At 68.1% G+C, this 25067-nt stretch carries 19 protein-coding genes and 1 pseudogene; 9 read left to right on the top strand and 11 right to left on the bottom strand.

The genetic code is table 11. The annotated features are described in order from the left end of the window. The 5 genes and pseudogenes from J7U37_RS17040 to J7U37_RS17020 all read right to left on the bottom strand — a co-directional run. Window positions 1-739, bottom strand: a pseudogene (locus tag J7U37_RS17040) (DNA helicase); the annotation flags it as partial. Window positions 740-1166: 427 nt separating this feature from the next. Next, window positions 1167-1763 carry a potassium channel family protein gene (locus J7U37_RS17035; protein ID WP_243911130.1) on the bottom strand — a complete coding sequence of 199 codons (597 nt, stop codon included), beginning with the start codon at window positions 1761-1763 and terminating at the stop codon, window positions 1167-1169. A gap of 91 nt (window positions 1764-1854) precedes the next feature. After that, window positions 1855-3213 carry a hypothetical protein gene (locus J7U37_RS17030; RefSeq protein WP_243911129.1) on the bottom strand — a complete coding sequence of 453 codons (1359 nt, stop codon included), beginning with the start codon at window positions 3211-3213 and terminating at the stop codon, window positions 1855-1857. 546 nt (window positions 3214-3759) lie between these two features. Continuing rightward, entirely contained in the window at window positions 3760-4416 is a 657-nt protein-coding gene (locus J7U37_RS17025) for a hypothetical protein (protein ID WP_243911128.1), read from the bottom strand. Window positions 4417-4648: 232 nt separating this feature from the next. Then, the gene (locus J7U37_RS17020) at window positions 4649-5206 is read right to left on the bottom strand and encodes a metallophosphoesterase (RefSeq protein ID WP_279578230.1); all 558 of its coding nucleotides are present in this window, start codon (window positions 5204-5206) and stop codon (window positions 4649-4651) included. Window positions 5207-5572: 366 nt separating this feature from the next. On the opposite strand from J7U37_RS17020, the gene J7U37_RS17015 reads away from it, so the two are divergent. The 9 genes from J7U37_RS17015 to J7U37_RS16975 all read left to right on the top strand — a co-directional run bounded on the left by J7U37_RS17015 (window position 5573) and on the right by J7U37_RS16975 (window position 18717). Further along, window positions 5573-6811 carry an exonuclease SbcCD subunit D gene (locus J7U37_RS17015; RefSeq protein WP_243911127.1) on the top strand — a complete coding sequence of 413 codons (1239 nt, stop codon included), beginning with the start codon at window positions 5573-5575 and terminating at the stop codon, window positions 6809-6811. Between the two features lie 29 nt (window positions 6812-6840). Beyond that, window positions 6841-10599 carry an AAA family ATPase gene (locus tag J7U37_RS17010; protein WP_247636457.1) on the top strand — a complete coding sequence of 1253 codons (3759 nt, stop codon included), beginning with the start codon at window positions 6841-6843 and terminating at the stop codon, window positions 10597-10599. A gap of 144 nt (window positions 10600-10743) precedes the next feature. Continuing rightward, the gene (locus J7U37_RS17005; protein WP_243911125.1) at window positions 10744-11439 is read left to right on the top strand and encodes a DNA-binding protein; all 696 of its coding nucleotides are present in this window, start codon (window positions 10744-10746) and stop codon (window positions 11437-11439) included. A gap of 73 nt (window positions 11440-11512) precedes the next feature. Further along, window positions 11513-12292, top strand: coding sequence for a hypothetical protein (locus tag J7U37_RS17000; protein ID WP_247636456.1), 780 nt, complete (start codon window positions 11513-11515; stop codon window positions 12290-12292). A gap of 80 nt (window positions 12293-12372) precedes the next feature. Next, a complete protein-coding gene (locus tag J7U37_RS16995; protein WP_243911123.1) occupies window positions 12373-12783 on the top strand; it encodes a hypothetical protein in 411 nt (136 codons plus the stop codon). 82 nt (window positions 12784-12865) lie between these two features. Next, the gene (locus tag J7U37_RS16990; protein ID WP_243911122.1) at window positions 12866-13261 is read left to right on the top strand and encodes a FixH family protein; all 396 of its coding nucleotides are present in this window, start codon (window positions 12866-12868) and stop codon (window positions 13259-13261) included. Further along, the gene (locus tag J7U37_RS16985; protein WP_243911121.1) at window positions 13258-14754 is read left to right on the top strand and encodes an efflux RND transporter periplasmic adaptor subunit; all 1497 of its coding nucleotides are present in this window, start codon (window positions 13258-13260) and stop codon (window positions 14752-14754) included. The genes J7U37_RS16990 and J7U37_RS16985 overlap by 4 nt, the downstream gene beginning before the upstream one ends. Next, window positions 14751-17924 (top strand): CusA/CzcA family heavy metal efflux RND transporter, encoded by a 3174-nt coding sequence (locus tag J7U37_RS16980; RefSeq protein ID WP_247636455.1) that lies wholly within the window; start codon window positions 14751-14753, stop codon window positions 17922-17924. The genes J7U37_RS16985 and J7U37_RS16980 overlap by 4 nt, the downstream gene beginning before the upstream one ends. A gap of 46 nt (window positions 17925-17970) precedes the next feature. Beyond that, the gene (locus tag J7U37_RS16975) at window positions 17971-18717 is read left to right on the top strand and encodes a glutaredoxin (protein ID WP_243911119.1); all 747 of its coding nucleotides are present in this window, start codon (window positions 17971-17973) and stop codon (window positions 18715-18717) included. Between the two features lie 155 nt (window positions 18718-18872). On the opposite strand, the gene J7U37_RS16970 is transcribed toward J7U37_RS16975, so the two are convergent. The 6 genes from J7U37_RS16970 to J7U37_RS16945 all read right to left on the bottom strand — a co-directional run bounded on the left by J7U37_RS16970 (window position 18873) and on the right by J7U37_RS16945 (window position 25056). After that, window positions 18873-19145, bottom strand: coding sequence for a hypothetical protein (locus J7U37_RS16970; RefSeq protein WP_243911118.1), 273 nt, complete (start codon window positions 19143-19145; stop codon window positions 18873-18875). A gap of 193 nt (window positions 19146-19338) precedes the next feature. Continuing rightward, window positions 19339-20664: an MFS transporter gene (locus J7U37_RS16965; protein ID WP_247636454.1), complete on the bottom strand. Its 1326-nt coding sequence runs from the start codon at window positions 20662-20664 to the stop codon at window positions 19339-19341. A 10-nt stretch (window positions 20665-20674) separates the two neighbouring features. Continuing rightward, window positions 20675-20941, bottom strand: coding sequence for a metal-sensing transcriptional repressor (locus J7U37_RS16960; RefSeq protein ID WP_183512532.1), 267 nt, complete (start codon window positions 20939-20941; stop codon window positions 20675-20677). A gap of 60 nt (window positions 20942-21001) precedes the next feature. Then, entirely contained in the window at window positions 21002-21172 is a 171-nt protein-coding gene (locus J7U37_RS16955) for a hypothetical protein (RefSeq protein ID WP_247636453.1), read from the bottom strand. A gap of 73 nt (window positions 21173-21245) precedes the next feature. After that, window positions 21246-21794 (bottom strand): threonyl-trna synthetase, encoded by a 549-nt coding sequence (locus J7U37_RS16950; RefSeq protein WP_243911116.1) that lies wholly within the window; start codon window positions 21792-21794, stop codon window positions 21246-21248. Window positions 21795-21798: 4 nt separating this feature from the next. Beyond that, a complete protein-coding gene (locus J7U37_RS16945) occupies window positions 21799-25056 on the bottom strand; it encodes a CusA/CzcA family heavy metal efflux RND transporter (protein ID WP_243911115.1) in 3258 nt (1085 codons plus the stop codon). Between the last annotated feature and the right edge of the window lie 11 nt (window positions 25057-25067).

Raw genomic sequence — 25067 nt, 5'->3', positions numbered from 1 at the left:
CGCGTCGGGCTGCATCGTGGGCCAGCATCACACCCTCGACGCCCATGTCCTCATAGGCCCGAAGGTTCACCGCGGCCGCGGCGGCGCGCGGTCGAATGCGGATTTCGGCCCCTCCGGCATCGTCGACTTCAATCTCGATCAGGCGCTCCACAAGCGGCAGATCGATCTCACGATCATCCTTTTTCCATCGCGCCAGGCCCATGCCCCAGACGAGCTCGAACGGCCGGTCTCCGCCGCCGAGCTCGGACAACTGCGCCACCTCGAAAAGACGCTGATACAGGGCCAATGAACGACGTACCGGCCCCTCCGCGAGGGACCAGGGCAGCCACTTCTCCGTAATCCAGGCCTCCGCCGCAGCCTGAACGTCGGCCCTGTCCTCGATCCGCAGCCGGACATCCCAGAGATGGACATCCTTCTCGGGCTGGATCGGCGCCTCGGAGCAATCCTCGACCCGAGCCAACCCTGCCGAGACAAGGGCGTTCTTCTCGCCCATCGGTATGGTTCGGATCAGAAACGGGAGCAGCCGGGGCCGGCGTTCCGGATCAGGAGCGAGTTCCAGCCATTCCGCAGTCTCCTCGGGCGGAGCCGGCGGCGCACTGCGGCGCAACCGCTGGACCGCCAGCCAGATCGGTCCCTCCTCGTCGACGAGGTCGTGCCTGACGCCTGGGAGAGCATGGAGTTCGTGCTGGTGGAGGATGAACGCCTGCCCGGTCGGGAGCCGATGCTCGCTCAGCCGCATGGCCGCTCTTTCGTCGAGCCTCACGACTTGCTCGACGTAGCCCAGCAGGTCGTGGAGCCTTGCGCTGGCGGGATCTGGCGTCTCTCGATTGATCATTGCCGGGATGCGCTACCCTGGCCGCGCGTCCTGGCGAAGCTTCCGGGCAGGACAGTCCGATACGTATCGAGGCGACGTCAAGCGCCTGCCTCGGAATCCGGGGGGAGACGCCTGCCCCAAATTCGTGGACACCGGAGATGAGCCGCATGGAGGCATCTGTCGACACCCCGAAACCTAGAAGGTCAGTCGGGAACAGCTGGCTGGCCACGGGCCGGGAAGTTCTTCTTCGTCTTCAAGTCAGCCATCTTCACCGCATGGCGGAAACCGGGAACCGGGTTCCGGGAGGAAAGGCCGAGTAGAGTGCGGTCCAGTCAGGGGGACGCCCGCCGGTTTATGAAGGGGACGCTGCGCCCTTATCGTCATCGCCCGCTTCATTCGGTTTGACGGTAAAAGACAAATAGGAGCCAAGGGCCAGGGCCAGAAACACGATACCGATAACCGCTTCGTACATGGTCACGAGACGGGGCAGTAGGCTGTCCGGTGCGAAATCGCCGAACCCCGTCGTAGTGATCGTCATGGCGCTGAAATAGGTAGCGTCGAATGCATCCCGTAACGGATGGCTGTACGCACGGTGCAGTGACAATGCCTGTGCCGCCAGATGCACTAGGCCGAACTGCAAAATCGTTTCGATATAGCCAATCCCGAGGAGCTTGATGCGCTCGGACTTATTCATCTCGATGCGAGGCTTCTTGCCTTCGAGCCGGTCGAACGCATCGCTGGAAAACGCGAACACAAGCTCATTGATACGGCCAAGGGCGTAAATTCCAGCTATGACATAGAGAAATCCGGGAATATTTGGGCCAAAAAATCTGTCCCCGATGCTGAAGCAGCAGATCTCGATGGCGATAGCCAGGAAGCATATGTTCCATTCTATCAGCTCGCGCGACGTGTTAATCTGACCGCTCCTAATGCGGATTTTCGCTACCATCCTGCTCGGAGAGAGTATCCAGCCGCACCACTTTTTCAAGTGATCGCAATCAATTCTTAGCATCGTAGGCGACAATCAACCCATCACCAGATCAAAACTTGAAGACTTTGCCGATGCTCTTGAGGCCTTTCGAGACAGCGTTTCCCGCTTTGACAATCTCGTTATTAGGCCCAGGGCCCTCTCTTAGATCCTTAATTCCATTATTTACGATTTTAATAACTTCATGATTTGGTCCCGGAGCAAGAACGTTGTTCTGCCAAAGTGAATAAGCCTGATAGGCCACACTGTGATCACCAAAAGCGGTCCGGACCTGACCATCGACGCCACGAAGAAATTTCCGGTATTCATTATTTGGCCCGAAGCAACCTTGGTCAGTTCCTATGCCATGCTGAAAACATTTATCGATTTCTCTCTGCATAAGCTGTCCGCCGGCGCACACAGCGAATGCATGAGGCTCAGCCCCTGTTGTAACCGCGCAGGATAGAGCGATTTGCTGCTCGGGCGTCAAATCCTTTGCCAGTGCGCAGACCGCCGCCGAACCGAGGCTCGAAGCGTTTTTCGTTGCGCATGACAAGTAATATTGCTCGTTCTGACCAAGAAACCCCTTTCCCAAGCAATTTGCCACCTCCGCGTTCCCGCTACCGGAGGTATCCATGCAACTCCTTACGTCTGAGTACCGAGCATATCCATCGATAACATTCGAATTTCCTGTGGAACATGCGAGCGCTGCGCCGCCGTCACCCGGATTGTCGTCCATGCAAGATTTGACGATCCGGTATTGCGGCGGCATCGCCTTCGACACCAGACAACTCATGAATTGATCATTGTCTGCACTCGAATTACGACATTGCGCGAGCCTGTTTTCATCTGGAAGCGGCGGCGCTGCGACCTGGACCCCCGGGGATACGTCGCCCCCAAAACCGGTGCCCGGCCGTCCAGGCAGAATGACATTGAGGGTCGCGTCGGGCGCCGCCAATGCGTTGGCCATCTGGATGCTGTTTCCACTTCCCTGACATGCCAGCGCGCCGGGGATGCCACATGGCAAACCGGCCGAGCAGTGAGGGAAAGGCGGCGCACCGCAAGCCGGAGCGAAGGGAAACATCTGCGCGAAGCCAGGAGGGACAGGGCAGTACAGCGTTCCCGGCTGACCGCAGGCTCGTGCCATGGGGCACGCCACCTGTCCTGGGCCGCCGCAGAACGGGGGGCCGGACTGAGCAACCTGAAATCCCGGCTCTCCGAAACATGGCCCTCCCTGCGAGCAAGAAATAAACGTCGCGGTATCGATGACAAGGCCGGTACACATTTGCATAAGCTGAGTGTTGATTGCGCCGTTCAGATAACAGCCGGATATGCGTTGGCGGATCGATTGCGGCTGAGCTTCAGATGTGGCCATGCCGGCTATGAACAGCAGGCTGATAGAGGCAAAAAATAATCTGAGAAACTGATTCATGCCCGATCGCGACTGAACCAACATACGGATCTCCGGTCCAACTGGCAGGCAAGGGAGCGATACGAAGCGAACTTCGGCTATGGGCAAACGAAGCAGAATAATTTTGCGCTGTCGAGAGGAGAGTAGCCACGATCTCTATACAAAGTTCGATACAATCGTTGGGCAGTGAGGCGGCTATATTGCCGTAGCCGCGAGTCGGACAAGACAGAAACGACGGCAGCATGCCGACAGCCTCGACTGTCTTTCCAGACAGGGCGCTAAGGCTGGGGGCGCTGCCCCCACGACGCATCAAAGGGGGGGGCCCTCCCCACGCTCGCTGCGCTGCGCGTCGCCCCGGTCCCAGCTGCACCGCCCCCTGACGCTCTACCCCCCGCGTTCTCCACGTGGCAGGGGGGCTGCCGCACCCAGAAGCCCCCCCAGCCCTATAAGCGAATGACCATCCTACGCATCGAAAGAACGGGGACAGCGCTTCAACGAACGTGGTCTATGTGGCCTTGAATATCTGCGCCACTTTGTGAGGTATCCTGATCCCCGAAGGAATGCTTTTCAGCGGTTGGCCCCACCCCTACGGCGGATGGCATGGTAGAAGCTGCGATCGATCTTCCAGAGGGTGGAATGTTTTTTGAAGGTCGCGTGGACGAGATCCCACGGCGGCGCACGCTTCACCCACGGCGACCCGTCGGGTGGGCGCCCGCCGATGACATAGGCGGCGAGGCGCTCGTCTTCCTCCTCGGCCATGGCACATGCGAACGCTGCCGCAAACGAGGGCAGCGTCCGCTCCTCGACGTCGTCCCTTCCCCGTCCGGGATTGCGCATCTGGCCGACTAGCTCGATGCGCCTGACATCGCCGCCCTCCGCGGAGCGGATGAGGCATTCGTCCGGCCCGGGCTGCTCGGGCAGTCGGGCGAGATACTCCTCGACGACCTTCACCACGTGCTCCGGGATCGGCACGATCCGGCCGAACGACAGGGGGCGCTGCGTGCCGGGAGGACCTTCGTCCGGATCGATCTTGATCCGATCCTCGCCGCCAACACGCCAATGCTTGCGCTTGAGCCGCAGCATCTCGGGTTCCCGGACGCCGCAGCCATAGGCAAGCGCCACCACCGCCGGTCCCCGATAGGTCAGCACGCCCTCGGTCTTCGCCGTCTCGTAGCACTCCGCAGTCAGGTAAGGCCGCGCCTGGGCCTGCGTGATGAGCGCCATCGATCAATTCCGCCTGCGACGAGGGAACTGCCGCTCGCCCATGGACTACGGCAGGTTCCTTCGTGAAGCGTATCGATGGCCACCCGCGCGGCCCTTTTCCACAAGGCCCCCTAGACCGGCGCGCCGTCAGCCTGCGACGCGGTCGACAGGGCGAGGACATCATCGATCCGGGGCGAGGGCCGCTCTCGCGCCCGGTGCGGTCCCGCCTCGGTCCGGCCGGTCTCACGGGGCATCATGCAGGCGGCCCGGTTCGCGCGGCGTTATCCGCCAGGCGCACGCGGATCTCTTCAAGCGTCACGGGCCGCCAGTCGAAGCAATCGACGCCGACATCGGTGCTCGTGGCGGTGCCGGGCAGGCTGCCATGCGAATGGCCGTAAAGGTGGAGGTCGCCACGATGCATCCGCGGCCAGACACGATGAGCATAGTGGCTGAGGAAAAGCCCCTGGGGTGACCCGTCGGGATTCTGTACGACGACCTGGGCGACGTCGACGACGGGCCCGTCCCAGGGTAGCCTTGCAGCGACCTTGTCGTGGTTGCCTCGCACGAGGAGGCGACGCCCCTTCAGGCGGTTGAAGATGCCGAGCGCGTAGTCCTCCTTGCAGCGATAGCAGAAGTCGCCGAGGTGCCAGACCGTGTCATGGGGGCGGACCACCTCGTTCCACCGGGCCACCAGCGTCTCGTCGTGCTCCTCGATGCAAGCGAACGGACGGGCCGCGTGCATCCTCGGCGAGAGGATGCCACGATGCCCCACGTGCGTGTCTCCCGTGAAGAAAATCCTGGACTTGGTCATGCCGGCCTCCGGCCGTTGAGAAGGCCGCGTGCGCGGCATCGTCATCAGGGGTCAGGTGATCGAAAAGGCCGCCCCGCGCCTCAGGTCATGCCCTCCCGTCCGTAGGGTGATCCCCCATGTTCCGGGGCGATGGCAATGCTCGTTGGGGCTTCGGGGCCATGTACTGAAATGGCTTGCAACGGAACGGGATCGAACGAGAACGCCTAGTTCGGCATGTAATTCGATCAGATACTATCAATCATCACCGCATTATCTTGATTGGATCGGGTAATTATTTTCAAACAAAGACCATAAATGCAACGTCAGCGGTAAAAACCGCACGCTCCCCCCTCGCCAGCCCAGGGAAACTTCGCTAGTCACGGCATCATGATCCGCGTCCTGCACACCGGCGACTGGCACATCGGGCAGACCTTGCGGGGTTTCGCTCGGGACCACGAACATGCCCGCGTCTTCGATGCCCTCGTGGCGATCGTCGAGGCGCGCGAGGTCGATGCCCTGGTCATGGCCGGTGACGTGTTCGACAGCCAGAACCCGTCCGGCGAGGCCCAGCGCCTGTTCTACGAGCTGCTGGTGCGCCTGCATCGCGCCCGACCCGCCATGACGATCGTGGTCACCGCCGGCAACCACGACGCCGCCGGCCGCCTTGAGGCGCCGCGCGCCCTCCTCGACGCCATCGGCGTCCATGTCGTCGGCAACGTCAGGCGGTCGGACGGTGCCCTCGACCTTTCGCGGCACCTGGTGCCGATCCGCAAGGACGGCGCGGTGGCGGGCCACGTGCTCGGCGTGTCGTATCCCACAGCCGCCTGCATGCCCGGCCTCGCCGTGGGCCGCGTCCGCGACGAGGCCGGCTCGCCGATCGTCCGGGCGGTGCGCGACCTCTACGCCGCCCTGCACGACGCGGCCCGGCCGGCACTGGCGGGGTTGCCATACCTCGTCACCGGGCACCTGCACGTCGCCGGCGGACTGGAATCCGAGGGGGCGGAACGTCGGATCCTGGTGGGCGGCGAGCATGCCGTCCCGTCCGACGTCTTCCCGGAGGACGCCGATTACGTCGCCCTCGGCCATCTCCATCGTGAACAGCAGGTAGGTCGTCCGACCATACGATACTCCGGGTCCCTCATCCCGCTCTCGGCCGCCGAACTGGCCTACCGCCACGGGGTCACCCTCGTGACCGTGGGCGACGGCCCGGCGCGGACGGAGCACGTCGTCATCGACCGCCCCGTCCCCTTCCTGCGCCTGCCCGATGCCGGCGACATGACGCTGGGCGAGCTCGGCGATCATCTCGCGGCCCTCGACCTCGATCCCGGCCTGCCGGTCGAGGTCCGGCCGTTCCTGCAGATCCGGCTCGCCCGCACGGGACTGCCGGCCGGTCACCGGGCCGAGGTGGATCGCATCGCCGAGGGGTTCCCGGTGCGGGTGGTCGACGTCCGGGTCGCGAGCGTCGAGGGGGCCGTGCCGGACCTGATGCCCGAAGGCATCCCGGCGGTCCGTCTCGCCGAGCGCGACCCGGAGGACCTGTTCCGCCTCGCCTTCCTACGGACCCACAAGGTCGAGCCCGCCGCCCCGCACCTCGACGTGTTCCACCGCGCCGCGGCGGGCGCATGAGCCCCCGACCCCCGGCCCGGTCCTGATCCATGCGCATCCTCGCGATCCGCGGCGAGAACCTCGCGAGCCTCGCCGCGCCGTTCGATATCGACCTCGACCGAGGCCCCCTCGGCGACACGGGCATGTTCGCCATCACCGGCGAGACCGGGGCGGGCAAGTCGACGATCCTCGACGCCCTATGCCTTGCGCTCTACGGGCAGTTTCCCCGCGTGAGCGCCGCACGGCGCGAGGAGGTGCCGGACCCGAGCGGACAGCCCATGGCCTCCGGCGACCCGCGCGCCATCCTGCGCCGGGGGGCCGGCGAAGGCTTCGCCGAGGTCGACTTCATCGGCCGGGACGGCATCGGGTACCGGGCGCGTTGGACGGTGTACAGGGCCCGCGGCCGGGCGGATGGACGCCTTCAGAACGAGGGCCGCAGCCTGTCCCGGATCGAGGACGGCGCCCCGATCGCCACCGGCAAGACCGCGGTGCTCGCGGCGGTCGAGGCCGCCACCGACCTGACCTTCGAGCAGTTCCGGCGCACGGTGGTGCTGGCCCAGGGCGAGTTCGACACCTTCCTCCTCGCGAGCGAGGCGGATCGGGCCGAGCTGCTCGAAAAGATCACCGGCACGGCCGTCTATTCGGAGATCTCGAAGCGGGTCCATGCCGGCACCGAGGTGCAACGGGCCACCCACGCCGCATTGGTCGCGCGGCACGAGGCCATCGGCCTCCTCGACGCCGGGGACCGGGATGCGAGGCTCGTCGAGGTCAAGGCGATCGAGGACGCGATGCCGGGCCTCGTCGTCGAACAGGCGGCCCTGGCCTCGGCCCTCGACCATTCCAGGCGGTTGGCCGCGGCCGAGACGCAGCTGGCGGAGGCGGCGGCACGGGCCGACGAGGCCGCGGCCCTCGTCCGGGCCGGCGACGCCGATGCCGCCCGGCTGGCCGAACTCGACGCCGTCGAGCCCTTGCGGCGGGCGGCGGACGCCGTCGCCTCATCCAGGGACACCCTCGCCGCCGCCGCGGAGCTTCGCGACAGGGCCCAGGCGGACGTCGAGGCCGCGGAGGCCGGGCTCGCCGAAGCCCGTGCCGGGAATGCCACGGCGCGGGCCGCGGCCGAGGCCGCGGAAGCCGACGTTCGTGCCTTCGCCCCGGCATGGAGTGCCGCCGAGGTCCTCGACGCGCAACTCGCCGGGCTCGATCGCGAGGCGGAGGCCGCGAACGTCAACGCGATGGAAGCGGGCGCCGGTTTCGAGGCTGCACGGATCCGGCGCATCGGCCTTAGCCGAGCCCACGACGCGCTCGTGGCCGGGCTTGCCGAGGTGGCCCAGCGGATGGACGCGGATGCCATTGCCGAACCGCTTGCCGTCAAGGCCGCGGAGATCGCGGGGATGTTCGACAAGAGGGCGACGCTGACGTCGAGGATCGCGGCGGCCCGCCTTGCCTTCACGGATGCCGAGGCCGCCGTCGCGGCGGCCGATGCCGCGACGGCGGTCGCGCGTGATCGGCTGACGTCGGCACGCGAGGCCCGATCGCGTCTCATGGCGGCCCGCGCGACCATCGAGGTCGAGCGCCGGGTCCTGGACGTCGAGGTTGCGGAAGCCCGCGACGCCCATCTCCGGGAACTCCTGGCCCGGCTTTCGACCGCCGGCGACCTCATGCTCCGTCTCGGACGGGCCGAGGCAGAGATCGGACGCGCACGTGCGAGCGGCGAGCAAGCGACGACAGCCCGCGACATGGCGGCGGCGCGGCGCGTGGCGGCGGAGGCGGCGCAGAGCCAGGCGGCCCGAGGGCGTGCCGAGATCGTGACCCTGGCGGACCTCGCCGAGCGCAGCGCATCCGCCGAGGCGGCGCACATGCGGATCGCCCTCATCCCGGGCCGTCCCTGCCCGGTGTGCGGATCGGCCGACCACCCCGTCGCGCACGGCGAACACGGGACCGACGAGCTGGCTCTCCTCGCCGAGGTCATGCGCGCGCGGAGGGCCGTCATCGATGCGGAAATCGCCGGGGCCGGCTCGGACATCGCAGCGGCGATCGCGGACGAGGCGGGCGCGACGGCCCGACTGGAGACCGCGACACGCGAGGGTGCCGAGGCGGCGGTTCGCCTGTCGAACGACGCCCTCGCCTACGCCGAACTCCTGCCCGGCCTGACCTCGTCCTGCGGTGCCGCGGGCCTGGCGCCGGTGCCACCGCTTGGCCCGGGACCGGAGGCCTCTCTCCACCTCGACGCGGTGATCGATGCGGCCCGCTCGGCGCGCTCCACCGTGGCAGGGGTCCTGGAACGGGTGCGCGGACTGGACGGGGAGATCCGGGCGCAGGGTCGGTCCATCGAGGCCGCAGAGGGCGAGATCGTCGCCGCCGAAGGCATCATCGCGGGCAAGGCGGGTCCGCGACACGAGGCGGCGCTCCTCGCCGCAGGAGGACGTTCGCTCGTCGGCGAACTCCTTGACCGCGTGGAGTCCCTCGATCGCGAATTGGGACCGTACCTCGTCGTCGCCGGGCTCGACCTCGCCGACCTCGACCGGGACCCGCACGCCACCGCATCCCGCGTTGCGCGGATCGGTGCCGCCTACCGGGACCTCCGCGACCGCCACGGTATCCTCAAGGGCGAACTGGACGCCGGCTCCCCCCTCCTGGCCGTGGCTGTGGAAGCCGAGGCCACGGCGACGATCGCAAGGGACGGTGCGGAACGGGCGGCGGGTGATCGGGCGGAGGCGCTGAAGGATGCGCGCCGGCGGCGTGCCGGCCTGCTCGGAGGCGAACCGACCGGCATCCACCGTGCCCGCATCAACGCCGTCAGCGATACGGCCCGTGCAGCCTTGAGGTCGGCGGACGAGGCGGTGGGCTCGGCGATCGCGGTCCACGCCTCGGCCTCCGGCGCGTTCGAGCATTCCCTCGCCCAGTTCAGGAGGGCCACGGAGTTGTCCGGGCATGCACGCGAGCGTTTCATGACGGAATGCGGCGATCGAGTCCCGGACGCGGTGATGATCCTGCTCGCCGTGCCGCCCGGGACCCGCTTGGCCCTTCGCGATGCCCGTGATCGCCTGCTCCGTGGCCACGAGGCGGCCGTCGCAGCGCTGGCCACCCGTCGGGCGGACCTCGACGGCCTTAGAGCGCGCCCGGCGATCGACGTGCCGGGGACCGAGGCCGCAGTGGCACGTATCGCCGACCTCGTCGCGGCGAACCAACGCCGTCACGGTGCCCTGGACGCCGAACTGGCACGCGACGACGCGGCCCGCGGGCAGGCCGCGAACCTTTCGGGCGAGATCGAGGCCGCCCGGGAAGGTCTCGGTCATTGGGAGATGGTGGACGCGGCGGTCGGTTCGGCCGGCGGCGACAGGTTCCGACGCTTCGCCCAGGGGGTGACCCTGGAGCACCTCGCCCGGCTGGCCAACGAGCAGCTCAATGTCCTGAGCCCGCGCTATCGGCTCGTCCGCAGCCGGGCGGCGGACCTGTCCCTGCACGTCCTCGATCGGGACATGGGCGACGAACTCCGTGGCACCCGCAGCCTCTCGGGCGGGGAGCGTTTCCTCGTCGCGCTTGCCCTGGCACTGGCGCTCTCGGGGTTGGAGGGGCGGCAGGCCTTCGTCGACACCCTGTTCATCGACGAGGGCTTCGGGTCGCTGGACGCCGAGACGCTCGACGTCGCGGTCGATGCCTTGGAGACCCTCCGGGGTCAGGGCCGGCGCGTCGGCGTGATCACCCACGTGGCCGCGATGATCGATCGCATCGCCGTGCAGGTGCGGGTCGAGCGCCGGGGCAACGGGCGCAGCGTCGTGAGGGTGACGGACGGCATCCTGCCGGGGTGATGCCTTCCCCGGAGCGATCGCACCGGCGAGGTGGAAGGCATCGATGGTAGCGGTAGCGGGTAGCGTGACCCGCTACCGCTACCATCGGTACGAACGAACAATTAACCATGACTCGCGAGGCTGGGGCGTGTCTTGGAGTGCCCGATGCCGACCGAAGAGCAATTCGATCAGGTCGCCGACGAACTGCTGCTCAACGATATGCCGGTGTCGTTGAAAACCATCCGCCCGGGGCTCATCGCACTCACCGAGGTGGCCGGTTCGAACCGGGAGCTCGGTCCGCTGCTGGTCGCATGGAAAATCAAGCGAAACTACAGGCCGAAGCTCGACTTGAAGGGTCTCCCGGAACGGCTCCAGGCCTCCTTCGGGGCGCTCGCGACGGCCATGTGGATGGAGGCGCAGTCGGATGCCGCCGTGAAGTCCATCATCGAGGAGCGCAACCACGAGATGGCGTTGGCGGCCCGAGACGCGGTTCTGAACGAGGCGCTCGCTTCTCTCGACGCGGCGCAGGAGGAGCTGGCTGGGATGCGCGAGAGGATGCAGCGCCTGGAGAGGCAGATGGGCCGCGTGCGTGCGTGGGATTTCTGGGACGCGGTGATGCGGGAGGTCTACGAACTCATCCCGGCGGACGGCACGCTGACGGCGGAGGCGATCCTGCCGGACCTAAGGGCTTCGACGATCCGAGGGGCGGCCCTGCAGCACGACGACCTGACGGTGCCGAACCTGCGCGAGAAGATGCGGGTGAGGGTGACGCACGGATGGTACTTCACGGTGGACGACCACGGGAACTTCGCACGCGGCGCCTATCCCGGAACCATGCGGAGACGCGCGGGTCCGGCGTGAGAGGACGGGTCACGGTGGGGATCCGGAGCGGCGCCGTCGCGCCGGATGGGGTGCTATCCTGACGGCGATCTGGGTGACGGCCCTCGTCCGGGCACTGACCGCCGGAACCGTCGTCGTCCTCGCCTCGGTGCTTGCGGAGATCCTCGGTCCCGTCTGGGGGGCGCTCATCATCAGCCTGCCGGTCACCGCCGGGCCGGTCTACGTCTTCATGGTCCTGGAGCACGATGCGGCCTTCGTCGCCGGGGCCGCCCTCAACGGCTTCGCGGCGAACGCGGCGACGGGCCTGTTCCTGATCGTCTACGCCCGGCGGGCGACCCACCGGGGCCTCGTCGCGGCATTGGGCCCGGCGGCGATGGCGTGGATCGCCGCGGCCGTTTCCATCTCCGCTGTCGCCTGGACGCCGGTGATGGCGTTCCTCCTCAACGTGGTCGTCTACGGCGCGGGTATCCTCATCACCCGACCCGCCGCACGGACGATCCTCGCACGGAGTGCCGTCGTCGCGAGACCGAGGCCACTGGACCTCGTCGTCAGGGCGGCGGCCGTGGCGCTGTTCGTGACGGGGGTCCTGGCACTCAGCGCGGTTTTGGGGCCGGCGCGGACCGGGGTCATCGCCGCCTATCCGCTCACCCTCACGAGCACCTTCGTCATCCTGCATCGCCGCGTCGGCGGGGCGGCGATGGCGCGGTTGGCGGGCATCACGGTACGAGGCGTGTTCGGGTTCGGCCTAACGTTGCTGACGGTCCACCTGATGGTCCGGCCATTCGGTGCCGCCGCGGCACTCGCGGGAGCCCTTCTCGTCTCGCTGGTCTACTCGGCCGGCCTGCTCGCGCTACAACGCCGCTCCGCTGGGTGATGGTCGGAAGCCCGCGCCAGGCGGCGCGTCCGGTAGTCCCGTCCCTTCCTCGCCGCTCCACGATGTGGCATCATCCGCCAGTGACCTTCTGGCTCGTCCTTCGCAGGCTGCTCCCGCTGCTGGCAGTGCTCGGCCTCGCCCTTGCGCCGATGACCGCATTCGCGGCCGCCGCGGGCATGCGCGCGCCGACGGCCGTTCAGGGGCACGCCATGGCGATGCCCGACGAGGCCATGGATGACATGGCCGAGATGGCCATGGACGAGATGGCCATGGACGAGATGCCGTGCTGTCCCAAGGAGCGGCCGGACATGCCCGATTGCTCGAAGGGCTGCCCGCTGATGGCGCTTTGCCTGGCGAAGGTCGCCACCGGCCTGCCGGTGGCCCTCGGACTTCCGGGCCGCGTTGCCGTCATCGAGGTGCCCGCCCGGGCCGTCACCGCCTCCTTCGACAGCCTGTCGCAAGGGCCACCCACCGAGCCTCCCCGAGCCTGAACCCGATGCCGCCGGCGCCTGCGCCGGCCGATCCCGCGCGCCTGAAGGCCCGGGTCCCATCGTTTTCAGGAGATCATCCACCGTGTCCAAGACATCGTTTTCGCGCGCCCTCACGGCTGCGCTGCTCGGCCTCGCCCTGACCACCGCGGCCCGGGCCGACACCAAGGACTACGAGTTCCAGCTGGTGAAGGACGAGGCCAAGCAGGGCGATGCCATCCTCGACGTCCGCCTCGTCGACAAGCGCACGTCCAAGCCCGTGCCGAACGCCGTCATCTTCGCCAAGCGCATCGACATGGCGCCCGACAGCATGGAGGAGATGACCTCGAAGATCGAGCAGCTGCCGTCGCCGGAACCGGGCCTCTACCGGTTCAAGGCGAAGCTGACGATGGCCGGCGGCTGGCGCCTCTCGCTCGGGGCCAAGGTGCAGGGCGAGACCGGCACCGTTGAGAACAAGCTGGTGTTCAAGGCCACCAAGTGAGCCGGACGGCATGGGCCGCCGGGACCCTCGCCGCGCTGGCGGCGGGGGTTTTGGGATTTGGCGCGGGGCATGAAGGCAGCCCCGTGCCGGCGCTCGTCCATCATGCGCGGAACGGGTTCGCGCACTGGCTGCCCGGCGCGGGGTCACCGGCCCCGATGCCCTACCAACCAAAGGCCACGGGTCCCGTGGTCTACTACCAGGACCCGGACGGAAAGCCGGACTACGCCTCCGAGCCCAAGCGCACGGCGGACGGTCGCGACTATCGCGCCGTCCACGCGAGCGAGGACGTGCGCTTCGACGAACCCGACGAGGCGGAGGCGATGCCCGACGCCGGCCCCGGCGACATGGCCATGGCTCAGGCCACGCCGCCTACAAGCACCCGCAAGGTACGCTTCTACCGCAACCCGATGGGCCTTCCGGACACCTCGCCGATTCCGAAAAAGGACTCGATGGGGATGGACTACCTCCCCGTCTACGAGGGCGAGGACACCGACGACGGCACCGTGACGATCTCGCCTGGCAAGCTCCAGCGCACCGGGGTCCGGACGGCGGTGGCCGAGCGACGGGTCCTGTCGATGCCGGTTCGGGCGCCGGGCGCCATCGAGGAGGACGAGCGCCGGATCTCCGTGATCGCGATGCGCACCGACGCCTTCATCGAGAAGGTCGAGGCCGTCACCACCGGCGACCACGTCCACAAGGGCCAGCCGCTCCTGCGCCTGTTCTCGCCGGAGATGAACGCGGCCGCCGCGCAGTACCTCACCGGCATCGGCTACGAGGGCGCCCGCCGGCGCCTGGAGAACCTGGGCATCCCGCCCGAGGTCATCGACGAGATCGAGCGCACCCGAAAAGTACCCTCGACCATCACGTGGTCGGCGCCCCGCGACGGCGTCGTGGTCGAGCGCAACGTCTCCGACGGCATGCGCGCCAAGTCCGGCGACACCCTGTTCAAGCTCGTGGACCATTCACGGGTCTGGGTGGTGGCCGACGTGACCGAACGCGACCTCGCGGCCGTGGCCGAAGGCCAGACGGCGACCGTGCGCGCCCGGACGTTTCCGGATCGGGTCTTCACCGGCGCGGTGACCCGGATCTACCCGCACCTGGCCATGGGGACCCGGACCGCCCGCCTGCGCATCGAGTTGCCGAACCCGAACGGCGACCTGCGCCCGGGCATGTTCGCCGACGTGACGATCGCCACCGGCAGCGACAAGCCGGTGGTCGCGGTGCCAGACGACGCGGTCATCGACACCGGCACGAAACAAGTCGTCCTGCTGGACAAGGGCGAGGGCCGTTTCGAGCCGCGACCGGTCATGCTCGGCACCCGTGGCGACGGCTTCGTCGAGATCCGCGACGGCATCGCCGCCGGCGACAGCGTGGTGACCTCGGCGAACTTCCTCATCGACGCCGAGAGCAACCTGAAGGCGGCGCTGCAGGGGCTCTCCGAGCCCAAACCCGATCCCGGCCCACAGGCCGCGACCGAAGGGAAGGCGCCATGATCGCCCGCCTCATCGCCTGGTCGGCCCGGAACCTGGTGCTGGTCCTGATCGGGACCGTTTTTGCGGTGGGAGCCGGGCTCTACGCCCTGAAAACCCTCCCGCTTGACGCGATCCCGGACCTCTCGGACGTCCAGACCATCGTCTACACCGAGTACCCCGGGCAGGCGCCCCAGGTCATCGAGGATCAGGTCACGTACCCCCTGACGACCGCCATGCTGACGGTGCCCCGGTCCAAGGTCGTGCGCGGGTTCTCGTTCTTCGGGGTGTCGTTCGTCTACGTGATCTTCGAGGACGGTACCGACCCGTACTGGGCGCGGAGCCGGGTGCTCGAATACCTGAACACCGTGGCCAAGCGCCTGCCGCCCGGCGTCACCCCGACCCTGGGGCCCGACGCGACCGGGGTGGGCTGGGTCTACCAGTACGTCGTGGTTGCCAAGGAGCGCACGCTGGCCGAGCTCCGCTCGCTCCAGGACTGGGTCGTGCGCTTCGGGGCGTCCCGCGCAGAAGGCGTGGCGGAGGTCGCCGGCGTCGGCGGCTTCGTGAAACAGTACAACGTGGTCGTCGATCCGAACCGGCTGCGGGCGCAGGGCGTCACCCTGTCCAAGCTCCGGGAGGCCATCCGGGCGAGCAACGCCGACGTCGGCGGCCGTACCGTCGAGCTCTCCGAGTTCGAGTTCGTCGTCCGGGGGCGGGGCTACCTTAAGAGCGTCGCCGACATCGAAAGCATCGTCCTGAAGACCGAGGCCGGCACGCCCCTGCGGGTGAAGGACGTCGCCCGGGTCGAGCTCGGTCCGGACGAGCGCCGCGGCATCACCGAGATGAACGGCGACGGCGAGGTCGCCGGCGGGATTATCCTGCAGCGGTTCGGGGCCAACGCCCTGAACGTCATCGAGGGCGCCAAAGCCCGGCTCGCCGAGGTCGCCGCCAGCCTGCCCAAGGGCACGGAGATCCTGCCGGTCTACGACCGCTCGCACCTCATCGAGGCGGCCATCGAGACCCTCAAGGGCACGCTGATCGAGGAGAGCGCCATCGTTGCCCTCGTCTGCGTCGTGTTCCTCCTCCACGTCCGCAGCGCCCTCGTCGCGATCCTGATGCTGCCGGTCGGCATCCTGATGGCGTTCGCGGGCATGAAGGTTTTGGGGCTCGGGGCCAACATCATGAGCCTGGGCGGCATCGCCATCGCGGTGGGCGCCATGATCGACGCCGCCATCGTGATGATCGAGAACGCCCACAAGCACCTGGAACGGGCGCCACCGGACAAGCCCCGGGTCGAGATCCTGATCGAGGCAGCGAGCGAGGTCGGGCCGTCGCTGTTCTTCTCGCTCCTCATCATCACGGTGAGCTTCCTGCCGATCTTCACCCTGGAGAGCCAGGAGGGCCGCCTGTTCGGGCCCCTCGCGTTCACCAAGACCTTCGCGATGGCGGCGGCGGCAGTGCTGTCCCTGACCCTCGTGCCGGCGTTGATGGTCCTATTCGTCCGTGGGCGCATCATCCCCGAGCACCGCAATCCGGTGAACAGGTTCCTGATCTGGATCTATCGGCCGCTGATCGCCGGCGTTCTCAGGGCGCGTGTGCTCACGATCCTCCTCGCTATCGGTATCCTCGGGGCCACGACGTGGCCGGCGAGCCGGCTCGGCTCGGAGTTCATGCCCGACCTCGACGAGGGCACGCTGATGTACATGCCGACCACCCTACCGGGCATCTCGGTGACCAAGGCCGGCGACTTGCTCGCGACCCAGGACCGCATCATCAAGTCCTTCCCCGAGGTGGCCTCGGTCTACGGCAAGGCAGGGCGGGCCAACACCGCGACCGACCCGGCGCCGAGCGAGATGTTCGAGACCATCGTCAACCTGAAGCCGAAGGCCGAGTGGCGCCCTGGCGTGACGGTGGCGAGCCTGAAGGCCGAGATGGACAAGGCACTGCAGTTCCCTGGCGTCTCGAACGCCTGGACGCAGCCGATCCGCGCCCGGATCGACATGCTCTCGACCGGCATCCGCACCCCTGTCGGGATCAAGGTGCTGGGTACGGACCTGACCGAGATGGAAAAGGTCGCCCGCCAGGTCGAGGCCGTGGTGAAGGCCGTTCCGGGAACGTCGAGCGCCTATGCCGAGCGGGTCCAGGGCGGCTACTTCCTCGACATCACCCCCGACCGCGAGGTGCTGGGCCGGTACGGGCTGACGGTCGGCGAGGTGCAGGACGTCATCGCCATGGCGCTCGGCGGCGACAGCGTCACCAACACGGTCGAGGGTCGTGAGCGCTACACGGTGAACGTGCGCTACCCCCGCGCCTTCCGCTCAGACCCGCGATCAATCGCCTCCGAGGTGCAGGTGCCGATCGCTGGCGGCGGTACGGTGCCGCTCGGCGAAGTGGCCAAGGTGCAGTTGAGCCGGGGCCCGACGCAGATCCGGACCGAGAACGGCCAACTCGCGGTCTTCATCTACGTCGACGTCGTCGGTCGCGACCTTGGAGGCTACGTCGCCGAGGCCAGGGCTGCGGTCGCCAACGAGGTGGCGCTGCCTCAGGGCACGCTCATCCAGTGGAGCGGGCAGGTCGAGTATCTCGACCGGGCGACGGCGCGGCTCAGGATCGTGGTGCCCCTGACGCTCCTGATCGTGTTCCTGCTGCTCTTCCTCAACTTCCGGAGGCTGACCGAGACCCTCATCGTCATGCTCTCGCTGCCCTTCGCCCTGGTGGGCGGGGTCTGGCTGATGTGGTGGATGGGCTTCAACATGTCGGTCGCGGTCGCGGTGGGTTTCATCGCGCTCGCCGGCGTCGCCGCCGAGACCGGCGTGATCATGCTGGTCTACCTCGACCACGCCCTCGACGAGGTCCGGGCCGGGTGCCTCCGGGAGGGGCGCATGCTCACCCGCGCGGACCTGCGGCGGGCGATCATGGTCGGCGCGGTCGAGCGGGTCCGCCCGAAGATGATGACCGTCACTGCCATCATGGCCGGCCTGCTGCCGATCCTCTGGAGCACCGGCTCGGGCTCCGAGGTGATGCAGCGCATCGCCGTGCCGATGATCGGCGGCATGGTCTCCTCGACCGTGCTGACCCTGGTCGTGATCCCGGCCGTCTACGCCCTCGTGAAGGGATGGGGCTTGCCACCCGCCTCGTCCACGGCCGCGGCAACCCAGGACAAGCCGCCGGCCCACCGCGCGGCCGCCGAATAGGTCCCGGCCCCGGTCGAACCGCCCTCAGTTCAGGAAGGAACACCCGATGTCCTCAGCCGCCCGCAAGGCCACCCTCTACCGGATGGTCACCCCCGAACACACCTGCCCCTACGGCCTGAAGGCCAAGGACCTCCTCCAACGCCAGGGCTTCGAGGTCGAGGACCACCTCCTGACCGACCGGGCGGAGACCGACCGCTTCAAAGCCGAGCACCAGGTCAAGTCGACGCCGCAGACCTTCATCAACGGCGAGCGCGTCGGGGGCTTCGACGACCTGCAGCGCCACTTCGGCAAGGCGGCGAACGACCCGAACGTCACCACCTACACGCCCGTCATCGCGGTGTTCTCGATGACGGCGCTGATGGCGCTGGCGGCGAGCCACGCAGTCTACGGCACGCCGTTCACGATGCGCGCGGCCGAGTGGTTCATCGCCTTCAGCATGTGCGTGCTGGCGCTCCTCAAGCTGCAGGACGTCGAGAGCTTCTCCTCGATGTTCCTGGGCTACGACCTGCTCGGGCGGCGCTGGGTGCGCTACGCCTACGCCTACCCGTTCCTGGAGGGCATCGCCGGCGTCCTGATGGTGGCGGGCGCCCTGAACGGGATCTCGATCCCCGTGGCCCTGTTCATCGGCACGCTCGGGGCGGTCTCGGTGTTCAAGGCGGTCTACGTCGACAAGCGCGACATCAAGTGCGCCTGCGTCGGCGGTTCGAGCAAGGTGCCGCTCGGCTTCGTGTCGTTGACCGAGAACGTGATGATGGTCGCCATGGCCCTCTGGATGCTGGCGGTGCACCAATAAGCGCCGCCGCGACGGGGGCTCGTCTCAGGTGCTGGCGCGGCGCTTCCACGCTTATCCGTCCGAGCGGTCGGACCTGTGTAAGCGAGGCGGAACGCTTTTCCGCGTCCCGCCTTAGCCGGTAGTCCCCGGGTCGCTGGGACCCGGGTCGCCGAGAGCTACATGCGGTGACCGCGGTGATGGCCCATCATGTGGCCGCGGCGATGACCGTGGCCCATCATGTGGTGGTGGTGCCCATGGCGCATCATGCGGTGACCGCGATGGTGATGGTGGCCCATCATGCGATGGCCGTGCATGCCATCCATCCGGACCTCGGTGACGGTGGTGGGGGCCTCGACGGCGCCGATCATGCCGGGGGCGGCGGAGGCCGGGGCGACCGAAGCCGCACCCAGGGTTGCCAGGATGGCTGCGGCGAGAATGGACTTCTTCATGGGCTTCCTCATGTCGTTGTCGGCAATGCGTCGAAAACGACGGCACCCGAGCCTTTGGAACGGCTCCGCTTCCAAGACCGTTCCGCGGGGTACGTTCTTCTCCCCTTCGCGTGGCTAACGAAACATTCGAGCTCCGCTGCACTGGTCGGCCATCCCGATTTTCGACCCAGCCGGCAAGGACATCGAACGGCGCTCACCCCGCCCTGGCCGGCCAACGATGATGCAGGTCGTCGATGACGTAGACGTGGGCGTGACGGCGGCCCCCATGCAGGTGCGGGTGCCGGACGTCGAGGTCTGCGTGGGCATGCTCGATCACGTCGGGTTCCGCCGCCGGCCATAGCCGGACCGCCGTGGCGACGCCGGCAAGCGTCACCGCCCCGAGGATCGCCAGCGTGGATGGCATCCCCACGGACGGCCCCAGCCAACCGGCCAGCGGATAGGTGAGCAACCACGCGGCATGGGACAGGGCGAACTGGGCGGCGAAGACGGCCGGTCGGTCCTCCGGGGTCGCCGAGCGGCGCAGGAGTCTGCCGGTGGGGGTCTGCACGCCGGAATAGGCGATGCCGAGCACCAGCCAGGTTCCGAGCAGAAGCGGCCAGCCGATGGTCCCGCCCCAGGTCATGGCGGCGACACCCAGGAGAACCACGCCGAGCAGGGCCGCCGCCGGGATCATGATCGCGCGGTCCGAAAGCCGGTCGAGCAGTCTTGGCAGTGTCAGGGCGGCGATCATGGAGCCGCCCCCGAACAGGCCGAGGGCGAGGGCCACGTCGGTCTGCGGACGATCCAAGAGGCCCTGGACGATCACCACGGTGTTGACGATGACCATGGCGCCGGCCGCGGCGACCGCGAGGTTGAGGGCGAGCAGCCCGCGCAGGCGCGGCGTCGCAAGGTAGATCCTGAGGCCCCGCGTGGTCCGGTCGTAGATGCCGCCCTGGCGTTCGGTCCGGGTGGCGATCGGCAGGCTCACGGACACCACCAGGGCCGCAGAGCACAGGAACCCGACGACGGTACCGCCGAACAGGGCGTTGTAGGGCACCACCGCCAGGAGTAGGGCCGCCAGGGTCGGGCTGAGAAGGTTCTCCAGGTCATAGGCGAGGCGCGAGAGCGACAGGGCGCGGGTGTAGTCGCGCTCGTCCGGCAGGATGTCCGGTATGGTGGCCTGGAAGGTCGGGGTGAACGCCGCCGAGGCCGATTGCAGGACGAAGATCAGGGCGTAGATCTGCCAGACTTGGTCGACGAACGGCAGCGTCAGGGCGATGGCGGCGCGGACGAGGTCCGTGCCCACCAGGAAGGCGCGCCGCGGCAACCGGCTCGTGAAAGCCTGGGCCACCGGGGCGATGAGGACATAGGCGACCATCTTGATGGCCAGCGCCGTCCCGAGGACTGTCCCGGCGCGGTCGCCGGCCAGCTTGAACGCCAGCAGCCCCAGGGCGACGGTCAGCAGGCCGGTACCGATCAGGGCGATGACCTGCGCCGCGAATAGGTGCCGGTAAGTACGGTTCGAGAGGACGCTCAGCATCGTGGGCGTCTCACAGATACTTCGCGAGGATTTTGAACTCGGCGAGGGCATCCTTCGCCCCCTTGCCGCCGTGCTCGATCCCATCGCCGAGGCAGTGCTCCATGTGGTCCTGGATGAGCACGCGCTTGGCGTTGGTGATCGCGCTCTCCACGGCGTGGAGCTGCTGGGCCAGGTCCACGCAGGGCCGGCCTTCCTCAATCATCGCGATGACGCCGGCGAGATGGCCGTGGGCGCGCCTGAGGCGCTTGACGATATCCGGGTGCGAGGCGTGTTCCATGCGGTATCCTATCCCCCTGGAGGGGATACGGCAAAGGCCAGGGCACGTCTTCCTGGGTCTTCATCGCGTCGAGGAGAGCCAGCCGAACATCGCCAGGACCAAGGCGATCAGGATGTAGGCCATGAGGAACGCCCGACCGGCGGCCTTTCGGACGTGCGGCCTGATCGTGCGCCGTCCACCCCCTCCGCCTCCCCAGGTCTCAATCCTGCGCCCGAGCTTCTTGCCCGTCATCGCCTCGGCGGCCGTCGTGGATGGATCCCGCGATGCCCGTCCGGGCGTTCCTCCGCATGCATCGTCGCTACCCTCATGGCACGCCTTTGCCGAGCAGGTCGGCCACATGGGCGTCGGCGGGATGGCCGGTGGCGGCGCGGTGGCTTTCCGAACAGGCCGCGTAGTCCGGGCCGGACGCGGACATCACAAGCTCCGAGGTGCCGTCTGGCATCGTGCGCGTTGCCAGGACGGTTCGTCCCGCCGGCCATTCGAGCGATCCGGGAACGGGTCCCGGCCGGGGCTCGCCGTAGCGGCGTACCCCCTCGCGCCGAATGGTCTCCCGGGCGGTGGCGTAAGCCGGTCCGTCGAGCGGCCGCCCGACCCAGACGACCTGCTGGAGGCCCTGCTCCCGGCACACCACGAGGACCACCTCGACGGTGTCGGGTCCGGAGGCGAGCGGACGGTCGCGGAAGTAGTACAGCCCGGTCAGGTTCGCCTCGCGGTCGACCATCGAGGGCGCATCGACACGGTCCACGGCACCCCAAGCCAATCCGAACGGCGCCTCGCCCGCCGCCGGTTCCGCCGCCACGGCCGCGCCCGTCCACGCCACCACCGCCAGTGCGAGCGCTGGGCGGCGGGGCATCGGCCTACTCCGCCGCCTGGGGAAGGACGGGGCGGGCATGGGGGCCCTCCTTCTCGACGGTGGCCGTCCTCGGGACCACGGTCCCGGCGAAGCGCGCGTAGAGCGCCGGCAGGACGACGAGGGTCAGCAGGGTCGCCGAGATGAGGCCGCCGATCACCACCGTCGCCAGGGGCCGTTGGACCTCGGCCCCCGTCTCGGTGGCCAGCGCCATCGGCACGAAGCCGAGCGACGCCACCAGCGCCGTCATCGCCACCGGCCGGAGCCGGGTCATCGCACCCTCCAGGATCGCCTCGCGGCGCGGCTTCCCCTCCGCGATGAGCTGCTTGATGTAGGTCAGCATCACCAGGCCGTTCAGCACCGCCACCCCCGACAAGGCGATGAAACCGACCGCCGCCGGCACCGAGAACGGCATCCCCCGCAGCCACAGGGCCGCGATGCCCCCGGTGAGCGCCAGCGGGACCGCGCTGAACACCAGCAGCGCGTCACGCGCCGAGTTCAGGGCCGAGAACAGCAGCAGGAAGATCAGGAAGAAGCACACCGGCACCACCACCATCAGGCGCTGGCGGGCCGAGGCCAGGTTCTCGAACTGCCCGCCCCAGGTCACGTAGTAGCCGGCCGGAAGCTGGACCCCGGAGGCCACCTTGGCCTGAGCCTCGGCGACAAGCGAGCCGATGTCGCGGCCGCGCACGTTGGCCGTGACCACGACCCGCCGCCGCCCGTTCTCGCGAGAGATCTGGTTCGGCCCCTCCGTCACGGAGAAGCTCGCGACCTGCTTCAGGAGGACGGAGGACGCCCGACCGTTGACGCCCGGGGGCAGCGGGACCGGGATGTTCTCCAGGGCCTCACGGTCCTCGCGCACCTTGTCGTTCAGGCGCACGACGATGGGAAAGCGCCGGTCGCCCTCGAACACCATGCCGGCCTCGCGCCCGCCGATGGCCGCGCCGATGACGTCCTGGATCGAGGACGTGCTCAGGCCGAGGCGCGCGGCCTCGACCTTGTTGATCTTGATCTCCAGGAACGGCAGCCCGGCCGTCTGCTCCACCTTGACGTCGTCGGCGCCCTCGGTCCCGCGCAGGATCGCGGCGACCTGGTTGGCGGCCTTGAGCATCGGCTCGAACTCCTCGCCGAACACTTTTACGGCGAGGTCGCCGCGGGTGCCGGCCAGGAGCTCGTTGAACCGCAGCTGGATCGGCTGGGAGAACTCGTAGACGTTGCCCGCAAGCGCACCGACCGCCTTCTCGATGTCCTCCTGCAGCGCGGCCTTGGTCTGGTCCGGGTCGGGCCATTCCTCCTGCGGCTTCAGGATGACGAAGGTGTCGGACGAGCTCGGCGGCATCGGGTCGGAGGCGACCTCCGCGGTGCCGGTCTTCGAGAAGACGTAGGCGACCTGGGGGAATCGGCTGATCGCCTGCTCGACCTTCAGCTGCATCGCCTGGGACTGTGTCAGCGACGTCGACGGGATGCGCTGGGCGTTGAGCGCGATGCTCTTCTCGTCCAGCTGCGGGATGAACTCCTGCCCGAGCACCCTGAACAGGAACCCGGCCCCGACGAGCAGGACGAGGGCGACGGCGACGAAGGTCATCGGGATGCGCAGGGCCGCCCCGAGGACCGGGCGGTAGACGGCCTTGATCCCGCGGATGAGGACGTTGTCCTTCTCCGTGACCCTGCCCGTGATGACGATGGCGATCATCGCCGGGACGAAGGTCAGCGACAGCACGAAGGCGGAGACGAGGGCGATGATGACGGTGAGCGCCATCGGCTCGAACATCTTGCCCTCGACCCCGGTGAAGGTGAGGAGCGGCACGTAGACGAGGATGATGATGGCCTGCCCGTAGAGGGAGGGCTTGATCATCTCCTCGGCCGAGGCGCGCACGGTGACGAGGCGCTCCTCCAGGTCGAGCTTGCGCCCGAGCTCGGTCTGGCGCTCCGCGAGGTGCCGCAGGGCGTTCTCGGTAATGATGACGGCACCGTCGACGATGAGGCCGAAGTCGAGCGCCCCCAGGCTCATCAGGTTGGCGCTGATGCGGCCCTGGACCATGCCGGTCATGGTCATCAGCATCGCGACCGGGATGACGAGGGCGGTAACGATGGCCGCGCGGATGTTACCGAGCAGCAGGAACAGGATGACGATGACGAGGGCGGCGCCCTCGGCGAGGTTCTTGGCCACCGTCCGGATCGTGGCCTCGACGAGGAGGGTGCGGTTGAGGACGGTCTGGACCTCGACGCCGGGCGGGAGCGTGCGCCGGATCTCGGTCATCCGCGCGTCCACGGCGGCCGAGACCGTCCGGCTGTTCTCGCCGATCAGCATCAGGGCGGTGCCGATGACGACCTCGCGTCCGTCCTCGCTGCCCGAGCCGGTGCGCAGGTCGCGCCCGATCCGGACCTCGGCGACGTCGGAGATGCGGACCGGCACACCGCCGCGAGTGGTCACCACGACGGAGCCGATGTCCTCCATGGTCTCCAGGCGGCCGGCGGCGCGCACGACGTAGCCCTCGCCGTTGTCCTCCAGGTAGCGGGCGCCCTGGTTGGCGTTGTTGGCCTCCAGCGCCCGGCCGATGTCGGCGAACGACAGGTCGAGGGCGGTCAGCTTCATCGGGTCCGGCTGGACGTGGTACTGCTTGTCGAAGCCGCCGATGCTGTCGACGCCGGCGACCCCCGGCACGGTCTTCACCTGGGGGCGGATGATCCAATCCTGGACCGTGCGGAGATACGCGGTTCGTTCGAGCTCCGTCGCGAGCCTCTGGCCCTCGGGGGTCAGGTAGCTTCCGTCCGATTGCCAGCCGGCCTTGCCGTCCGGCGAGACCTTGCGGTCCGTCAGTTGGGCGTAGTGGATCGACCACATGTAGATCTCGCCGAGGCCGGTCGAGATCGGGCCCATGTGGGGCTCGGCCCCCGGCGGCAGTGTCGACTTGGCCTCGCCGATGCGCTCCGCCACCTGCTGGCGGGCGAAGTAGATGTCGAGCTTTTCCGAGAAGACCGCGGTGATCTGGGAGAAGCCGTTTCGCGAGAGCGAGCGGGTGTATTCCAGGCCCTTGATGCCGGCGAGCGCGGTCTCGACCGGGTAGGTCACCTGTTTCTCGATATCGACCGGTGAGAGCGACGGCGCCGTGGTGTTGATCTGCACCTGGTTGTTGGTGATGTCCGGCACCGCGTCGATGGGGAGCTTGGTCAGCGAGAACACGCCGAAGCTTGCCGCGAGCAGCGACAGGAGCACCACGAGCCAGCGCTGGTGGACCGAAAAGTCGAGGATCTTCGAGATCATGACCGGCCCCC

Source organism: Methylobacterium sp. 37f (assembly GCF_023093475.1).
In the GTDB taxonomy this organism is placed as follows: Bacteria; Pseudomonadota; Alphaproteobacteria; order Rhizobiales; family Beijerinckiaceae; genus Methylobacterium.
The sequence above is the reverse complement of the archived record's forward strand: the minus strand, read 5'-3'. Positions and strand labels throughout refer to the sequence as shown.